General features: G+C 72.0%; 13 protein-coding genes and 1 pseudogene. 11 read left to right on the top strand and 3 right to left on the bottom strand.

Annotated features, from left to right (window positions below):
- The first annotated feature begins 108 nt into the window (after positions 1–108).
- Positions 109–1,521: a sugar porter family MFS transporter gene (locus ACZ4VA_RS35095; RefSeq protein WP_356171944.1), complete on the top strand. Its 1,413-nt coding sequence runs from the start codon at positions 109–111 to the stop codon at positions 1,519–1,521.
- 77 nt (positions 1,522–1,598) lie between these two features.
- On the opposite strand, the gene ACZ4VA_RS35090 is transcribed toward ACZ4VA_RS35095, so the two are convergent.
- Positions 1,599–2,579: an LLM class flavin-dependent oxidoreductase gene (locus ACZ4VA_RS35090; RefSeq protein ID WP_356171947.1), complete on the bottom strand. Its 981-nt coding sequence runs from the start codon at positions 2,577–2,579 to the stop codon at positions 1,599–1,601.
- Positions 2,580–2,924: 345 nt separating this feature from the next.
- Between ACZ4VA_RS35090 and ftsY the strand changes: the two genes are divergently transcribed.
- Entirely contained in the window at positions 2,925–4,130 is a 1,206-nt protein-coding gene (gene ftsY, locus ACZ4VA_RS35085; protein WP_356171949.1) for a signal recognition particle-docking protein FtsY, read from the top strand.
- 108 nt (positions 4,131–4,238) lie between these two features.
- Here ftsY and ACZ4VA_RS35080 read toward each other — a convergent pair whose 3' ends face one another.
- On the bottom strand, positions 4,239–4,901 hold the full coding sequence (locus ACZ4VA_RS35080) for a bifunctional DNA primase/polymerase (RefSeq protein ID WP_355793679.1): 663 nt from the start codon (positions 4,899–4,901) through the stop codon (positions 4,239–4,241).
- Between the two features lie 448 nt (positions 4,902–5,349).
- On the opposite strand from ACZ4VA_RS35080, the gene nsdA reads away from it, so the two are divergent.
- From nsdA to ffh, 5 genes are all read left to right on the top strand, one after another.
- Positions 5,350–6,828 (top strand): transcriptional repressor NsdA, encoded by a 1,479-nt coding sequence (nsdA, locus tag ACZ4VA_RS35075; RefSeq protein ID WP_356171952.1) that lies wholly within the window; start codon positions 5,350–5,352, stop codon positions 6,826–6,828.
- A 334-nt stretch (positions 6,829–7,162) separates the two neighbouring features.
- Complete coding sequence (locus ACZ4VA_RS35070) at positions 7,163–8,503, top strand: ammonium transporter (protein ID WP_355790016.1); 1,341 nt, start codon at positions 7,163–7,165, stop codon at positions 8,501–8,503.
- On the top strand, positions 8,500–8,838 hold the full coding sequence (locus tag ACZ4VA_RS35065) for a P-II family nitrogen regulator (protein WP_142192909.1): 339 nt from the start codon (positions 8,500–8,502) through the stop codon (positions 8,836–8,838). The genes ACZ4VA_RS35070 and ACZ4VA_RS35065 overlap by 4 nt, the downstream gene beginning before the upstream one ends.
- A gap of 26 nt (positions 8,839–8,864) precedes the next feature.
- A complete protein-coding gene (locus tag ACZ4VA_RS35060; protein ID WP_356171956.1) occupies positions 8,865–11,312 on the top strand; it encodes a [protein-PII] uridylyltransferase in 2,448 nt (815 codons plus the stop codon).
- A gap of 194 nt (positions 11,313–11,506) precedes the next feature.
- The gene (gene ffh / locus ACZ4VA_RS35055; protein ID WP_355792966.1) at positions 11,507–13,054 is read left to right on the top strand and encodes a signal recognition particle protein; all 1,548 of its coding nucleotides are present in this window, start codon (positions 11,507–11,509) and stop codon (positions 13,052–13,054) included.
- A gap of 117 nt (positions 13,055–13,171) precedes the next feature.
- Here the strand turns inward: ffh and ACZ4VA_RS35050 are convergent, their stop codons facing one another.
- Entirely contained in the window at positions 13,172–14,026 is an 855-nt protein-coding gene (locus tag ACZ4VA_RS35050) for a methyltransferase domain-containing protein (RefSeq protein WP_355792968.1), read from the bottom strand.
- Positions 14,027–14,418: 392 nt separating this feature from the next.
- On the opposite strand from ACZ4VA_RS35050, the pseudogene ACZ4VA_RS35045 reads away from it, so the two are divergent.
- The 4 genes and pseudogenes from ACZ4VA_RS35045 to ACZ4VA_RS35030 all read left to right on the top strand — a co-directional run.
- A pseudogene (locus tag ACZ4VA_RS35045) lies at positions 14,419–14,817 on the top strand (proline--tRNA ligase); the annotation flags it as partial.
- 254 nt (positions 14,818–15,071) lie between these two features.
- On the top strand, positions 15,072–15,668 hold the full coding sequence (locus ACZ4VA_RS35040; protein WP_351544937.1) for a hypothetical protein: 597 nt from the start codon (positions 15,072–15,074) through the stop codon (positions 15,666–15,668).
- A gap of 579 nt (positions 15,669–16,247) precedes the next feature.
- Positions 16,248–16,676 (top strand): 30S ribosomal protein S16, encoded by a 429-nt coding sequence (gene rpsP / locus ACZ4VA_RS35035; protein WP_355791155.1) that lies wholly within the window; start codon positions 16,248–16,250, stop codon positions 16,674–16,676.
- 2 nt (positions 16,677–16,678) lie between these two features.
- A complete protein-coding gene (locus tag ACZ4VA_RS35030; protein WP_005479813.1) occupies positions 16,679–16,918 on the top strand; it encodes an RNA-binding protein in 240 nt (79 codons plus the stop codon).
- Positions 16,919–17,047: the final 129 nt, after the last annotated feature.

The raw sequence follows: 17,047 nt of genomic DNA, 5'->3' as shown, positions 1-17,047 counted from the left end.
GTTTTTACCTTCAGGTGGTGGGCGGCGCGAAGGTGTGCGCCACTGGTAGGACCACTGAAGGGCTCGCCCCCACCCCCGGCAGTGAGGCCGGTGGCCCGAGGAGTTCACGTGACCAGCACAGCGCAGGCGTCAGGAGCCAGGACGGCTCACCCCGATCATCTCGGGCACGTCATCTTCATCGCGGCGGCGGCCGCGATGGGCGGCTTCCTGTTCGGCTACGACAGTGCTGTCATCAACGGCGCCGTCGAGGCTATCCGCAGCCGCTACGACGTCGGCTCCGCGGCCCTGGCCCAGGTCATCGCCATCGCGCTGATCGGCTGTGCCATCGGCGCCGCGACCGCGGGCCGCATCGCGGACCGCATCGGCCGCATCCGCTGCATGCAGATCTCCGCCGTGCTGTTCACCGTCAGCGCCATCGGGTCCGCGCTGCCCTTCGCCCTGTGGGACCTGGCCTTCTGGCGCGTGGTCGGCGGCTTCGCCATCGGCATGGCCTCCGTGATCGGCCCGGCCTACATCGCCGAGGTCGCGCCCGCCGCCTACCGCGGACGGCTCGGCTCCTTCCAGCAGGCCGCGATCGTCATCGGCATCGCGATCTCCCAGCTGGTCAACTGGGGCATCCTGAACGCCGCCGACGGCGACCAGCGCGGTGAGCTGCTCGGCCTGGAGGCCTGGCAGGTCATGCTCGGCGTGATGGTCGTGCCCGCCGTCCTCTACGGCCTGCTGTCCTTCGCGATCCCCGAGTCGCCGCGCTACCTGATCTCCGCCGGCAAGGACGCCCGCGCCCGCGAGGTGCTCGCCGAGGTGGAGGGCAAGGACGTCGACCTGGACGCCCGCGTCGCCGAGATCGAGCTCGCCATGAAGCGCGAGCACAAGTCGACCTTCAAGGACCTGCTCGGCGGCAAGTTCTTCTTCCTGCCGATCGTCTGGATCGGTATCGGCCTCTCGGTCTTCCAGCAGTTCGTCGGCATCAACGTGGCGTTCTACTACTCCTCCACGCTGTGGCAGTCCGTCGGCGTCGACCCCTCGCAGTCGTTCTTCTACTCGTTCACGACGTCGATCATCAACATCATCGGCACCGTGATCGCCATGATCTTCGTGGACCGGGTCGGCCGCAGGCCCCTCGCGCTCATCGGTTCCGCCGGTATGGTCGTCGGTCTCGCCCTGGAGGCCTGGGCCTTCTCGTTCGACCTGGTCGACGGCAAGCTGCCGGCCACCCAGGGCTGGGTCGCCCTGATCGCCGCCCACGTCTTCGTGCTCTTCTTCGCCCTCTCCTGGGGTGTCGTCGTCTGGGTCTTCCTCGGCGAGATGTTCCCGAACCGGATCCGCGCCGCCGCGCTCGGCGTCGCCGCCTCCGCGCAGTGGATCGCCAACTGGGCCATCACCGCGAGCTTCCCGTCGCTGGCCGACTGGAACCTCTCCGCGACCTACGTGATCTACACGATCTTCGCCGCGCTCTCCATCCCCTTCGTGCTCAAGTTCGTGAAGGAGACCAAGGGCAAGGCCCTGGAGGAGATGGGCTGACCGCCCCGAGTCTCGGGGGGAGTGGCCAAGTCCCCGCTGCCCCTCTCCCCGTATCCGTGAAGGCGTACCGCCCCGGCTCAGACCGCGAGGTCAGTGAGCCGGGGCAGTACGTTCTCGCAGAACAGGTGCAGGCTGCGCCAGCCCTCGTCCACGGGCATCCCGCCCGACAGCGGGTGCAGCACGTGGGTGTCCAGCCGCTGCGCCACGCACTCGTCGGGCGTGAGGATCCGGTACACGCCCTCCCCGCGCAGCTCCTCGACGGTCGTCGCCCCCGACTTCACCGCCGAGCGGATGCCGCCGGACTGCCAGGAGGCGTACGTCCGCGCCTCGTGCAGGAAGTGCTCGCCGTACTCCGCCCACACCTGGTCCGGGTCCTCGGCGATGTGCAGCAGGGGTGTCACGGCGGACGGCATCATGGTCCAGCCCTCGGTGCCGTACTCGGCCAGCCGGTCCTTGTAGTACGCCTCCAGCTCCGGCAGGTGCGCGCTCGGGAAGAACGGCAGCCCCAGCCGGGCGGCCCGTCGCGCCGCCGCCTTCGAGGAACCGCCGACCAGCAACAGGGGATGCGGGTCGGAGTACGGCCGCGGGGTGACCCGAACCGTACGGCCCCGGTACGTGAACTCCTCGCCGGTCCACGCCTTCAGCACCGTCTCCAGGAGCTCGTCCTGGAGGGCGCCGCGCCGCTTCCAGTCCACGTCGAAGAGGGCGTACTCCTCGGGCCGGTAGCCGATGCCGGCCACCGTCACCAGACGGCCGCCGCTCAGCAGGTCCAGTACGGCGATGTCCTCGGCGAGCCGCAGCGGATCGTGCAGCGGGCCGATCACCGCCGAGACGGTGACCGCGAGGCGCCGCGTCGCGCCGAGCACCGCCCCCGCGAAGGTGAACGGGGAGGGCAGCCAGTTGTTGGCGACGCCGTGGTGTTCCTCGGTCTGCACGGTGCTGATCCCGCGGTCGTCGGCATACGCGGCCATCTCGACCGCCGCCCGGTATCGGGCGCTCAGCGACGCGGGCGTGGCGTCTGGCTCGACGAGGTTGAAGCGTACGACCGTGACGGGCATGGAGAAGTCCCCCTTCGCCGGGCGGGCGGGGTGCCGGTGCAGGGGGACGTTAGCTGACGGGGCGTCAGACGGCCAGGGGTGCGCGTCGCCGCTCGCGTACCCGCCACGGCACTCGTGTCTGTTTCTCGCCGCGCCGCGCCTCGCACCCGTACGCGTCGGCCCGGGTCCTCCCGGCCGCCGGGGCGGCGGCGCGCCCGGGACGGCGGGGGAGCCGGGCACCGGGACCGGCGGCCCCGATCGGCGGCCCGGCACGGCACCGGCTGGCGGGACGCCGCGGGGCCCGGCGCCCGGGCGGGCGTCACAGGCTGGGCTCCCCGGAGGGCCATGGCCGATACTGAGGAGGTTATGGAAACCGTCATCCTTGCTGTAGTCATCGCCGTGGTCGTGATCGGCGCGCTCGGCGGGCTCGTCGTCGGCAGCCGCAAGCGCAAGCAGCTGCCCCCGCCGCCGCCCTCCACGCCCGACATCACCGCCCCTCCGGCCGAACCGCACGTCGGCGACGAGGCCGAGACACCGCGCGACGAGTCGCGCAGAACCATCGAGGAGGTGGACCTTCCGGACCGCTCGGCCTCGGCGCCCGTCGCCGTCGAGGAGCCCCCGACGGTCGCACCCCCGATCGAGATCCCGGAGCCGACCGCCGGACGCCTCGTGCGGCTGCGTGCCCGGCTCTCCCGCTCGCAGAACGCGCTGGGCAAGGGGCTGCTCACGCTCCTCGCGCGCGAGCACCTCGACGAGGACACCTGGGAGGAGATCGAGGACACCCTGCTCACCGCCGACGTCGGCGTGCAGCCCACGCAGGAGCTGGTCGAGCGGCTGCGTGAGCGCGTGAAGGTGCTCGGCACGCGCACGCCCGAGGAGCTCCGCGGCCTGCTGCGCGAGGAGCTGCTCACGCTCCTCGTCCCCGAGTTCGACCGCGCGGTCAAGACCGACTCGAACCTGGACACCCCGGGCATCGTGATGGTCGTCGGGGTGAACGGCACCGGCAAGACCACCACCACCGGCAAGCTCGCCCGGGTGCTCGTCGCCGACGGCAGGAACGTGGTGCTGGGCGCGGCCGACACCTTCCGTGCCGCCGCCGCCGACCAGCTCCAGACCTGGGGCGAGCGCGTCGGCGCCCGCACCGTGCGCGGTCCCGAGGGCGGCGACCCCGCCTCCGTGGCCTTCGACTCGGTCAAGGAGGGCATCGAGACCGGCGCCGACGTCGTCCTCATCGACACCGCCGGGCGTCTGCACACCAAGACCGGCCTCATGGACGAGCTCGGCAAGGTCAAGCGCGTCGTCGAGAAGCACGCGCCGCTCGACGAGGTGCTGCTCGTCCTCGACGCGACGACCGGGCAGAACGGTCTCGTGCAGGCCCGGGTCTTCGCGGAGGTCGTGGACATCACGGGCATCGTGCTGACCAAGCTCGACGGCACCGCCAAGGGCGGCATCGTCATCGCCGTCCAGCGCGAGCTGGGCGTGCCGGTCAAGCTGGTGGGCCTCGGCGAGGGCGCGGACGACCTGGCGCCGTTCGAGCCGGAGGCGTTCGTTGACGCCCTTATCGGAGAGTGACCACCCGCTGAGACCGGCGGGTGGACAGGACGCACCCGCCTCGGCAGGTGCGCGGAGAAGCGCCCGTCCCCAGGCTGCGGTGGGGGACGGGCGCTTCGCTGTGCGGTCCTAGACGCGTGAGCGGTGGGCCACGTACGCCAGGGTCCCCAGGAGCAGCCTTGCCTGTGGCGGCCGGGTCGCCGAGTCCAGCGCGGGCGGGCGCAGCCAGCGGACCGGGCCGAGGCCCCCGCGGTCGGAGGGCGGGGCGGTGACGTACGTACCGGGGCCGAGGCCGTGCAGGTCGAGGTCCGCGTCGTCCCAGCCCATGCGGTAGAGCAACCGGGGCAGTTCGGCGGCGGCGCCCGGGGCGACGAAGAAGTGGGCGCGGCCGTCGGGGGAGGCCGTCACGGGCCCGAGGGGGAGCCCCATCCGTTCGAGCCGGGCGAGGGCGCGGCGCCCGGCCGCCTCGGCGACCTCGATCACGTCGAAGGCGCGCCCCGCCTTCAGCATCACGGCGGCGCCGGGGAACTCGCCCCAGATGTCGGAGACCTCGTCGAGGGTGGCGCCCGCCGGGATCACCGGGGCGAAGTCCAGGGGGTGCGCTCCGGGGGCGGGGCAGTCCGCCTTGCCGCAGGAGCAGACGCCGGCCGCGGCGCGGGCGCCGGGCACCACGTCCCAGCCCCAGAGTCCGGTGAACTCGGCCACGGCGGTGCACTCCGAGGAGCGCCCGCGGCGCCGAGCGCCGGGCCGGATTTCGCGCATCCCGCGAGTGCCGCCGATCGTGAAGCCCATGCCCCCTCCAACGGGTCCAGCGCGCCGGTGGTTACGAAGCGAATCCGGATTGTGACTCTCTGTTTCGCTGCTTCCCGGCTTCCGCGTGTTCCAGGCAGCGCGTGGAAGTACTCAGGGTGGCGCGCTCGTCTCCGTGCGCCCCTGAATGCACCCCTCCGCCCGGCACTTCTCGTCCTGTGTCAAGTGAATCGCGTGAAGGCCACCGGTAGTTCATTCGAAGGGGTGGCGAATGGTGGCGTTTCCGGGATCGCCATGGCTGGACGGGTGATCGTAGGATTACTTTGAGTGCACAAGCCCCGGGGATGCGCGCACTCGTGGGTATGCCGGAGGCAACTCGGCTTCCCGTTCGAAGGGTGACAACTGCCGGACGCGCGGCGGTGTTTACCGGCATTCTGATAGGGCTTGGCGCACGCAGCGTACAAGTGGTCTGAGGGATGGGGGCGTTCCAGTGGGCGGCAACGGCGGAGGCGCGACGAACGCTGAGAAGCGCCCCAACGACATGCTCGGCTCGTGGTTCGTGCGCAGCGGCTGGTCGAAGGGCGAGCTCGCCCGGCAAGTCAACCGCAGGGCACGCCAGTTGGGGGCCAGCCACATCTCCACCGACACCTCGCGCGTACGCCGCTGGCTGGACGGTGAGAACCCCCGGGAGCCGATCCCGCGCATCCTCTCCGAGCTGTTCTCGGAGCGGTTCGGGTGCGTCGTCGCCGTCGAGGACCTGGGCCTGCGCACCGCCCACCAGTCACCGTCCGTGTCGGGGGTCGACCTGCCCTGGACGGGCCCGCAGACGGTGGCGCTCATCAGCGAGTTCTCGCGCAGCGACCTGATGCTGGCGCGGCGCGGCTTCCTCGGCAGCTCACTGGCCCTCGCCGCCGGACCCACCCTGATCGAGCCCATGCAGCGCTGGCTGGTGCCCAGTCCGACGGCGCCGCGCCCCGAGCCCGAGCCGGCCGCCTCCGCGCGCCGCGGCAACCGCCTGTCCAAGCCCGAGCTGGACCTGCTGGAATCGACCACCGTGATGTTCCGGCAGTGGGACGCCCAGTGCGGCGGCGGCCTGCGCCGCAAGGCGGTGGTCGGCCAGCTGCACGAGGTGACGGACCTGCTCCAGGAGCCGCAGCCCGAGGCCACGAACAGGCGCCTGTTCAAGGTCGCGGCCGAACTCGCCGAGCTGGCGGGCTGGATGAGCTACGACGTGGGGCTCCAGCCGACCGCGCAGAAGTACTTCGTGCTCGCGCTGCACGCGGCCAAGGAGGCCGGCGACAAGCCCCTCGGCTCGTACATCCTCTCCAGCATGAGCCGCCAGATGATCCACCTCGGGCGGCCCGACGACGCGCTCGAACTCGTCCATCTCGCGCAGTACGGAAGCCGCGACTGCGCGAGCCCGCGCACCCAGGCCATGCTGTATGCGATGGAGGCCCGCGCCTACGCCAACATGGGGCAGCCCGGCAAGTGCAAGCGGGCCGTCAGGATGGCCGAGGACACCTTCGCCGACATACACGAATGGGACGACCCGGACCCCGACTGGATCCGCTTCTTCTCCGAGGCCGAGCTGTACGGGGAGAACTCGCACTCCTACCGCGACCTCGCCTATGTCGCCGGCCGCAGCCCCACCTACGCCTCGCTGGCCGAGCCGCTGATGCAGCGGGCAGTCGACCTCTTCGCCAAGGACTCCGAGCACCAGCGGTCGTACGCACTCAACCTGATCGGCCTGGCGACGGTGCACCTGCTCCAGCGCGAGCCCGAGCGGGGTGCGGTCCTGGCCAAGCAGGCGATGGTGAGCGCCAAGAAGGTGCGTTCCGAGCGGGTGAACACCCGTATCCGGAAGACCGTCGACACGGCCGTACGCGATTTCGGTGAGCTCGCCGAGATCATCGACCTCACCGACCAGCTCGCCGTCGACCTGCCCGAGACCGTCGAGGCGGCGGTCTGACCCGGGCCGCGCGAGCGGCCCCGCCCCGTACCCCGGCCGCGGCCGGCCGTCCCGAACTGCCCGACTCGGCTCCCCCATGCCAGGTCATCGGACGGCCGGTCGCGGCCGGCCCACTGCCCGCGACAGAAGGTTGCGCCACGATAACGATCGCCCGGCCCGGCATCAGGCAGTTCATGGACGCGTAACACACAAGGTGCCTTCGTCACTGCGGCGAAACATCGAGGGGCGTCGACGGAAACCGCGCTGCGTCAATCTCATGGCGCATAACCGGCCCACCCCTCATACCGCTCAGGCTTCGCCCGCACGGGGCCGTACCAACGACGAGGAGACGCCGATGGCATCAGCCATCATGCTTGCGGCGGACGCACCGAAGCTGTCGTCCGCCAACACAGGCTTCATGCTCATCTGTTCCGCCCTGGTGATGCTCATGACACCGGGCCTGGCCTTCTTCTACGGAGGCATGGTCCGCGTCAAGAGCACCCTGAACATGCTGATGATGAGCTTCATCAGCCTCGGGATCGTCACCATCCTGTGGGTGCTCTACGGCTTCTCGCTCGCCTTCGGCACCGACTCCGGCAGCGTCATCGGATGGTCGTCCGACTACGTCGGCTTCAGCGGCATCGGCCTGACCGAGCTGTGGGACGGCTACACCATCCCGGTCTACGTCTTCGCCGTCTTCCAGCTGATGTTCGCGATCATCACGCCCGCCCTGATCAGCGGTGCCCTCGCGGACCGCGTGAAGTTCACCGCCTGGGCGCTGTTCATCACCCTCTGGGTCACGATCGTGTACTTCCCCGTCGCCCACTGGGTGTGGGGCACCGGCGGCTGGGCGTTCGAGCTCGGCGTCATCGACTTCGCCGGCGGTACGGCGGTCCACATCAACGCGGGCGCCGCGGCACTCGGCGTGATCCTCGTCATCGGCAAGCGGGTCGGCTTCAAGAAGGACCCGATGCGCCCGCACAGCCTGCCGCTGGTCATGCTCGGCTCCGGTCTGCTGTGGTTCGGCTGGTTCGGCTTCAACGCCGGCTCGTGGCTCGGCAACGACGACGGCGTCGGCGCGCTGATGTTCGTCAACACGCAGGTCGCCACCGCCGCCGCGATGCTGGCCTGGCTGGCCTACGAGAAGATCCGCCACGGCGCGTTCACCACCCTCGGTGCCGCCTCCGGCGCGGTCGCCGGTCTGGTCGCGATCACCCCGTCCGGCGGAGCGGTCTCCCCGCTCGGCGCGATCGCCGTCGGCGCCATCGCCGGTGTGCTGTGCGCCATGGCCGTCGGCCTCAAGTACAAGCTCGGCTACGACGACTCGCTCGACGTCGTCGGTGTCCACCTCGTCGGCGGTGTCGTGGGCTCCCTGCTCATCGGCTTCTTCGCCAGCGGCGGCGGCCAGTCCGACGTCCAGGGCCTCTTCTACGGCGGCGGCCTCGACCAGTTCTGGAAGCAGTGCGCCGGTGTCTTCGCCGTCCTCGGCTACTCCCTGGTGGTCTCCGCGATCCTCGCCTTCCTGATCGACAAGACCATCGGGATGCGCGTCGCGGACGACGAGGAGGTGGCCGGCATCGACCAGGCCGAACACGCCGAGACCGCATACGACTTCAGCGGCGCCGGCGGCGGTCTGGACCGGACCGCCGTGGCCGCCCCGGTCCAGGACAGCGCGAGCAAGAAGGTGGACGCATGAAGCTCATCACCGCCGTCGTGAAGCCTCACCGGCTCGACGAGATCAAGGAGGCCCTCCAGGCCTTCGGCGTGCACGGTCTCACCGTCACCGAGGCCAGCGGCTACGGTCGGCAGCGGGGACACACCGAGGTCTACCGTGGTGCCGAGTACACCGTCGACCTGGTCCCCAAGATCCGCATCGAGGTGCTGGTCGAGGACGACGACGCCGAACAGCTCATCGACGTCGTCGTGAAGGCCGCCCGCACCGGCAAGATCGGTGACGGCAAGGTCTGGTCCGTCCCGGTCGACACCGCCGTCCGCGTCCGGACCGGCGAGCGCGGCCCGGACGCGCTGTAGAAGCGAAGAAAGACAGGAGTCGCTGGGTGACGAGTACGGACATGCGCACGGATGCAGAGGACTCGGGACCCAGCGGCTACGCGGCGGCCCGGCTGCGCCTCCTCCAGGAGGGGGCGCGGTCCGGGCCGCCGCGCCGTGCGGCCCTCGCCGAACTGACGGACGACTGGCTCACCGGCCTGTTCGACGCCGGCGCCGCGGGGCTGCGCGGTGTCTCCCTCGTCGCCGTCGGCGGCTACGGCCGCGGCGAGCTCTCCCCGCGCAGCGACCTCGACCTGCTGCTCCTGCACGACGGCGGGGACGCCAAGGAGATCGCCGCCCTGGCCGACCGCATCTGGTACCCGGTCTGGGACCTCGGCCTCGCCCTCGACCACTCCGTGCGCACGCCCGCCGAGGCCCGCAGGACGGCGGGCGAGGACCTCAAGGTCCAGCTCGGCCTGCTCGACGCCCGCCACCTCGCCGGCGACCTCGGCCTGACCGCCGGACTGCGTACGGCCGTACTCGCCGACTGGCGCAACCAGGCGCCCAAACGCCTGCCCGAACTCCAGGAGCTGTGCGCCGAACGCGCCGAACGGCAGGGCGAACTCCAGTACCTCCTGGAGCCGGACCTCAAGGAGGCCCGCGGCGGGCTCAGGGACGCCACGGCCCTGCGCGCCGTCGCCGCGTCCTGGCTCGCCGACGCCCCCCGCGAAGGGCTCGCCGACGCCCGGCGCAGGCTCCTCGACGTACGCGACGCGCTGCACCTCGCCACCGGCCGCGCCACCGACCGCCTCGCCCTCCAGGAACAGGACCAGGTCGCCGCCGAACTCGGCCTGCTCGACGCCGACACCCTGCTGCGCCAGGTGTACGAGGCGGCGCGCGTCGTCTCGTACGCCAGCGACGTCACCTGGCGCGAGGTGGGCCGCGTGCTCAGGTCGCGGGCCGTCCGGCCGCGCCTGCGCGCCATGCTCGGCGGCGCCAAGCCCACCGCCGAGCGCTCCCCGCTCGCCGAGGGCGTGGTGGAACAGGACGGCGAGGTCGTCCTCGCCCGCGCCGCCCGGCCCGAGCGCGATCCCGTGCTCCCGCTGCGCGCCGCCGCGGCGGCCGCCCAGTCCGGACTCCCGCTCTCCCTGCACGCCGTTCGCCGGATGGCCGCCGTCGCCCGCCCGCTGCCGACGCCCTGGCCGGCCGAGGCCCGCGAACAGCTGGTGACCCTGCTCGGTTCGGGCCGACCGACCATCGAGGTCTGGGAGGCGCTGGAGGCCGAGGGACTCATCACCCGGCTGCTGCCCGACTGGGAGCGGGTGCGCTGCCGGCCGCAGCGCAACGCCGTCCACATCTGGACCGTCGACCGCCACCTCATCGAGACCGCCGTCCGCGCCTCCGAACTGACCCGCCGCGTCGGCCGCCCCGACCTGCTGCTCGTCGCCGCGCTGCTGCACGACATCGGCAAGGGCTGGCCCGGCGACCACTCGGTGGCGGGCGAGATCATCGCCAAGGACGTCGCCGCCCGCATCGGCTTCGACCGCGCCGAGGTCGCCGTCCTCGCCACCCTGGTCCGCCACCACCTGCTGCTCGTCGAGACCGCCACCCGGCGCGACCTGGAGGACCCCGCCACCGTGCGCTCGGTCGCCGAGGCCGTCGGCTCGCAGGGCACCCTCGAACTGCTGCACGCGCTCACCGAGGCCGACGCGCTGGCCACCGGACCGGCCGCATGGTCGTCCTGGCGCGGATCCCTCGTCGCCGACCTGGTGAAACGCGTCGCCGCCGTACTCGCCGGGGACGCCCCCGAGGAACCGGACGACGCCGCGCCCACCGCCGAGCAGGAGCGGCTCGCCATCGAGGCGTTCCGCACCGGCGGACCCGTCCTCGCCCTGCGCGCGCAGACGGAGGCACCGGCCGAGGAGGAACCCTCCGGCGACCCGGAACCGCTCGGCGTGGAACTGCTCATCGCCGTCCCCGACCAGCCCGAGGTGCTGCCCGCCGTGGCCGGTGTCCTCGCCATGCACCGGCTGACCGTCCGCACCGCCGAGCTGCGGGCCCTGGACCTGTCCGAGTCCGTGCAGGGCTCCGTCCTGCTGCTCAACTGGCGGGTCGCCGCCGAGTACGGCTCCCTGCCGCAGGCCGCCCGGCTGCGCGCCGACCTCGTCCGCGCCCTGGAGGGCTCCCTGGACATCGCGGGCCGGCTCGCCGAGCGGGACGCCGCCTACCCGCGGCGCCGCGGGACGGTCGCGCCGCCCGCCCGGGTCACGGTCGCCCCCGCCGCCTCCCGGCACGCCACGGTCATCGAGGTCCGCGCCCACGACGCCCCCGGCCTGCTGCACCGCATCGGCCGGGCGCTGGAGAAGGCGAACGTACGCGTGCGCAGCATGCACGTGTCCACCCTGGGCGCCAACGCCGTGGACGCCTTCTACGTCACCGGCACCGAGGGCACGCCCCTGCCCGGCGAGGAGGCGGCCACGGTGGCCAGGGCCCTGGAGGAGACCTTGCGCGCCTAGGGAACCGGGGCGTGCCGCGGGTTCGCGCGGGGGAGTGGACCGGGCCCGCGGAGCCGTCCCGGAGGGGGTACGGCCGCGTTCGTACGATGGCGCAGACAGTCTCGTACGAACGCGGTGGAGACCCCACCGCGCCCGGCCGGATACCCTGGAGGGCGATTCCCATCGCCCCCGACCCCTGAGGACAGACGAGCGCCGTGTTCGATACTCTCTCCGATCGCCTCTCAGCGACGTTCAAGAACCTGCGGGGCAAGGGCCGGCTGTCCGAAGCTGACATCGACGCCACCGCACGCGAGATCCGTATCGCGCTCCTCGAAGCCGACGTGGCGCTGCCGGTCGTGCGGACCTTCATCAAGAACGTCAAGGAGCGCGCCCTCGGCTCCGAGGTCTCCAAGGCGCTGAACCCCGCCCAGCAGGTCCTCAAGATCGTCAACGACGAGCTGGTCACGATCCTCGGCGGCGAGACCCGGCGCCTGCGCTTCGCCAAGAACCCGCCCACCGTGATCATGCTCGCGGGCCTCCAGGGTGCCGGTAAGACCACGCTCGCCGGAAAGCTCGGCAAGTGGCTCAAGGACCAGGGGCACTCCCCGATCCTGGTGGCCGCCGACCTCCAGCGCCCGAACGCGGTCAACCAGCTCAGCGTCGTCGCCGAGCGCGCCGGCGTCGCGGTCTACGCCCCGGAGCCGGGCAACGGCGTCGGCGACCCGGTCAAGGTCGCCAAGGACTCCATCGAGTTCGCGAAGACGAAGGTCCACGACATCGTCATCGTGGACACCGCCGGCCGCCTCGGCATCGACCAGGAGCTGATGCAGCAGGCCGCGGACATCCGCGACGCGGTCTCGCCCGACGAGATCCTCTTCGTCGTCGACGCCATGATCGGCCAGGACGCGGTCAACACCGCCGAGTCCTTCCGCGACGGTGTCGGCTTCGACGGCGTGGTCCTGTCCAAGCTCGACGGCGACGCCCGCGGTGGTGCCGCGCTGTCGATCGCGTCCGTGACCGGCAAGCCGATCATGTTCGCGTCGAACGGCGAGAAGCTGGACGACTTCGACGCCTTCCACCCCGACCGGATGGCCTCCCGCATCCTCGACATGGGTGACCTGCTCACCCTGATCGAGCAGGCGGAGAAGACGTTCAGTCAGGAAGAGGCCGAGAAGATGGCCTCGAAGCTGGCGTCCAAGAAGGGCCAGGACTTCACGCTCGACGACTTCCTGGCGCAGATGGAGCAGGTCAGGAAGATGGGCAGCATCTCCAAGCTGCTCGGCATGCTTCCCGGCATGGGCCAGATCAAGGACCAGATCAACAACCTGGACGAGCGTGACGTCGACCGCACGGCCGCGATCATCAAGTCGATGACGCCGGCCGAGCGCCAGGAGCCGACGATCATCAACGGCTCGCGCCGCGCCCGTATCGCCAAGGGTTCCGGTACCGAGGTCAGCGCCGTCAAGAACCTGGTCGAGCGGTTCTTCGAGGCCCGCAAGATGATGTCCCGCATGGCGCAGGGCGGCGGCATGCCGGGGATGCCCGGGATGCCGGGCATGGGCGGCGGTCCCGGCCGCGCCAAGAAGAAGCAGAAGCAGGCCAAGGGCAAGCAGCGCTCCGGCAACCCGATGAAGCGCAGGCAGCAGGAGCTGGAGGAGGCGCAGCGCCGCGAGGCCGGCCCCCAGCCCGGCGGCGCCTTCGGTCTGCCGCAGCAGGCCCAGGACTTCGAACTGCCCGACGAGTTCAAGAAGTTCATGGGCTGACGGTCCTACTCCGCAGCACGGCCGCCGTACGCCACCGGGGGCGCCCCACGACAGGGGCGCCCCCGGTGGCGTACCCGCGGCTGCCCGGCCGGGCGGCACGCGGGCCGTCCGCTCACCTCACGGGACGCGGGCGATCAGATAGCGGAAGACGTTGGTCATCCACACCGTGCCGTCCTTCCGGCGGTGCGGATGGAGCGCCTCCGTCAGCTCCTTGTCGACCTGCACCCGGTCGGTCGCGGCGATCGCGGCGTCGAACAGCCCGGTCGACACCAGTCCCCGCACCGCGTTGCCCACATCGGCGTACCCGAAGGGGCAGGCCACCCGCCCCGATCCGTCCGGCCGCAGCCCGGCCCGCTGGGCGACCTCCTCCAGGTCGTCGCGCCGGGCGGGGCGCCAGCCGCTCCTGCGCGGCCGCGGTTCGGCCAGTTCGGTGGCCACCCGCAGCACGGAGGACGTGGTGCACCGCTCCGGCGGACCCCAGCCGGCCAGCACGACGGACGCGCCGTGCCCGGCGAGCGGCGCCGCCGTCTCCAGCAGTTCCCCGAGCCCTTCGGAGTCCCCGGCCACACAGCCGATCGGCTCGAACGCCGTCACCACGGTGTACGCGGGGGAGTCCCCGTCGCCCAGGTCGGCCGGGCCCCCTTCGACGAGCCGGGCCTCGCCACGCGCACGCGTGCCCCTCGTCTCCGGCAGCATCCGTTCCCGCGCCAGCGCCAGCCGTTCGGCCGAGGAGTCCACACCGGTGACGGAGGCACCCCGCGACGCCGCCATCAGCAGCGCCAGGCCCGCCCCGCAGCCGAGGCCGAGCAGCCGCGTCCCGTCACCCACTTCGAGTCGCTCGTAGACGGCCTCGTAGAGCGGGACCAGCATCCGCTCCTGGATCTCGGCCCAGTCACGCGCGCGTGCACACCGATCGACGCGAGGAGGGTGTCCCGCGTGAGCCGGCTGCTGCCGCACGAGCGTAGGTGTCATCGAAAGCGCCCCAATCCGCCGAGAGTTGTCGCCGTGCCCCGTTTCCATGGCCCCCGTGCAGTGCGCTCGCACTCCCCCCGTATGCCAGATAACTCCGCGCTCGTCCCGGCGTCCAGGGGTTGCGGGCCTTTGCTTGCGTACCGTCCGCACACGCCGTCGTACTCCGTCGGATCCACGTGCGCGCGAGGTTTGGGCCACGCCGCGGCGGGCCACCGCCGTGGCTTGCGCGGCATGGCGGAGGCCCCGTTCTCCCGTCCCGGGTGGGCGACTTGGCGATGCGGCCGCGGGCTCCTGCGCACCACCGGGGGCTCCTCACCCCGCATGGCGGGTGGCCTGATCGTGTCGTACGGCGATGACAGCGGGTCGCCGGTGCCGCCGCGCCGCGCCCCGTCCGGAGCGTCGTCCTCGCCGTCAAGGAGGACGACGCGGTTCCGGCCAAGGTCCGCGAGACCGGCGACCGGTTGCGGCCGCCGGGCGTGCGCGTCCACGTCGGCGACCGCACGGACACCCCGTTCAGGCACCACACCGCCGGTCCCGCTCGACGTTCCCCGGACCGGTGCCGGCCGTCCTGGAGGAGGACCAGGCGCTGCTCCTCGAAAGTCCCGCACGGCGGACGGGTCCACCGTCGCGGCGGGCGGCCGGCCCGCATCCCACGGACCGACCTGGGCGAAGAGGGCGAGGTCCGGCTCGCCGGGCGCCCGGTGACCGTACGGTGGGCGGTGGCGGAGGACGGGTCGGTGCCGGACGCCGACCGCGCACCCGGTAACGTCACCCCCGTGGCGCGTGCCTTCCCGCCCGCCACGGAGCGCGGCCGAAAGGCCCCTTGCGCATCTGATGACGTCGGGTGCCCCGGCGTACGGAGCCCGTGTACGGGCCGAGACGTACGCGTGGCTACGTACCGGCTGGAGGCGAACTGTGAGGCTTCTCCGCAGATCAGCGCACCCGCCCTCGTCAGGACGCATCAGCGGCAACTGACGGGTACGTGCAAATTATTTGGGATGCCCCGGAATAGGAACACAGAGGCACCTCGGCTCGTTGTCACGACGTGAGCACGACACCACCTGTTCTCGCCGCAGAGCTGGCAGGGGCGTGGGCCGACATTCAGCGGCACCACCCCGAGCTGCCGGATCTCGCCGCGCCCGAATCCCTGATCGGGGAGTCGTCGTCCGCCTGCGGACACGAACTCTCCTTCGAGCGACTGCTTCACGAGGCAGTCCACGGCATCGCCGCCGCACGCGGAGTCCGCGACACCTCGCGCGCCGGCCGGTACCACAACCGCAGATTCCTCGCCATCGCGGAGGAGCTGGGCCTGGACCACCCCGAGGAGCCGCATCCCAGCAGCGGCTTCTCGCTGGTCACGCTCAACCCCGAAGCGAAGCGGCGCTACCGCCCGACCATCGAGCGGCTCCAGCGCGCCCTGAAGGCGCACTCGGCGGCGACCGCCGCGGACACGGCCCGCAGTTTCCGGGGCCCGGCCGCCCGGCACGGCTCGTCCGGGGGAGGAGTCCGGGTCAAGGCGGTCTGCGACTGCGGGCGCAACGTCCGCGTCGTCCCGTCGGTCCTGGCGCAGGCCCCCATCGTGTGCGGGGGGTGCGGCAAACCCTTCCGGATCCCGGAGGTCGTGGGCGCGGCGGCGGGCTGAGCCCCGCGTCCCGCGCTGGCGTGCCGCACGGGGCGGTACGGCCGGGCGCGGGAGCGCCTCGCAGCGCCGGGTCGCGGTCGGCTACCAGCGGCGAGCGGCGGCACCTCGTGGGTGCCGGGTCGCACGGCGGGGCCGGTTCCGTCCCGGCACCGGGCTGCCCGCGGCGGGCGGGCGACACGGCTCCGGCGACGGGAGCTGCGGCGCGGGACGAGCGGGCAATGCTCCGGGTTGGTCCGGGGCCTGGCGAGGTGTGCCGCGGGGTCGCCTGCGGGACGCGGTGCGACGGGGGGCGGGTGCGACGCGGTCAGGTCCGCGTCGGCCGGGTCAACCGTGGCGGCCGGGTCGGGCCGAGGCACGGGCGGGTGTGCGCCGGCCGGGGCGCGGTCCGGTGTGCGCGGGGTGCGTCGCCGTGGGTGAAGCCGGGTCCCGGGGATGTGGCACAATGGCTAGCTGTACTCGACAGTCGCATAGGACCCCTCTCTCCTCCGGCTGACGCGTCCATCGGGCACTCGGGTACCGCAACCCCACGCGGCAATCTCGCCGTGCCCAACCACGTCAAGACCAGGAGACACCACTTCCGTGGCAGTCAAGATCAAGCTGAAGCGTCTGGGCAAGATCCGTTCGCCTCACTACCGCATCGTCGTCGCCGACTCCCGTACCCGCCGTGACGGCCGGGCCATCGAGGAGATCGGCCTGTACCACCCGGTGCAGAACCCCTCGCGCATCGAGGTCGACTCCGAGCGTGCGCAGTACTGGCTGGGTGTCGGCGCGCAGCCGACCGAGCCCGTCCTCGCCATTCTCAAGCTGACCGGCGACTGGCAGAAGTACAAGGGCGAGCCCGCCCCGGCGCCGCTGCTCGTGGCCGAGCCGAAGGCGACCCGCCCGTCGTTCGACGCCCTCGGTGGCGACGACGAGGGCAAGGGTGAGGCCATCACCCAGAAGAAGAAGGCTGAGAAGAAGGACGACGCCGCGGCCGAGTCCTCTTCGTCTGAGTCGACCGAGGCCTGAGCATGCTCGAGGAGGCTCTCGAGCACCTCGTCAAGGGCATCGTCGACAACCCCGACGATGTGCAGGTCGCCTCGCGTGACCTGCGCCGCGGACGCGTGCTCGAGGTCCGGGTCCACCCGGACGACCTCGGCAAGGTGATCGGTCGCAACGGCCGCACCGCGCGCGCTCTGCGCACCGTCGTGGGCGCCATCGGCGGCCGCGGTGTCCGCGTCGACCTCGTCGACGTGGACCACGTCCGCTGATCAGCAGACAGCACCGGCTCGGGCCGGGGAAGGCCTATCCGGCCGTCCCCGGCCCGTAGTCGTCTGCGCCCCACACCATCCGCCGCACGCGGACGACGGGTACGCCTCCCCGTACTCGCGCGGGCGGAC

The sequence above is a fragment of the Streptomyces sp. NPDC028308 genome, from assembly GCF_055565855.1.
The sequence above is the reverse complement of the archived record's forward strand: the minus strand, read 5'-3'. Positions and strand labels throughout refer to the sequence as shown.

Excerpts from the sequence above, each read along its gene's own strand:
- ACZ4VA_RS35050 (WP_355792968.1), bottom strand. The coding sequence starts at position 14,026 with ATGACACCTACGCTCGTGCGGCAGCAGCCGGCTCACGCGGGACACCCT.
- ACZ4VA_RS35030 (WP_005479813.1), top strand. The coding sequence starts at position 16,679 with ATGCTCGAGGAGGCTCTCGAGCACCTCGTCAAGGGCATCGTCGACAAC.
- ftsY (WP_356171949.1), top strand. The coding sequence starts at position 2,925 with ATGGAAACCGTCATCCTTGCTGTAGTCATCGCCGTGGTCGTGATCGGC.
- ACZ4VA_RS35090 (WP_356171947.1), bottom strand. The coding sequence starts at position 2,579 with ATGCCCGTCACGGTCGTACGCTTCAACCTCGTCGAGCCAGACGCCACG.
- ACZ4VA_RS35080 (WP_355793679.1), bottom strand. The coding sequence starts at position 4,901 with ATGGGCTTCACGATCGGCGGCACTCGCGGGATGCGCGAAATCCGGCCC.
- ACZ4VA_RS35070 (WP_355790016.1), top strand. The coding sequence starts at position 7,163 with ATGGCATCAGCCATCATGCTTGCGGCGGACGCACCGAAGCTGTCGTCC.
- ACZ4VA_RS35065 (WP_142192909.1), top strand. The coding sequence starts at position 8,500 with ATGAAGCTCATCACCGCCGTCGTGAAGCCTCACCGGCTCGACGAGATC.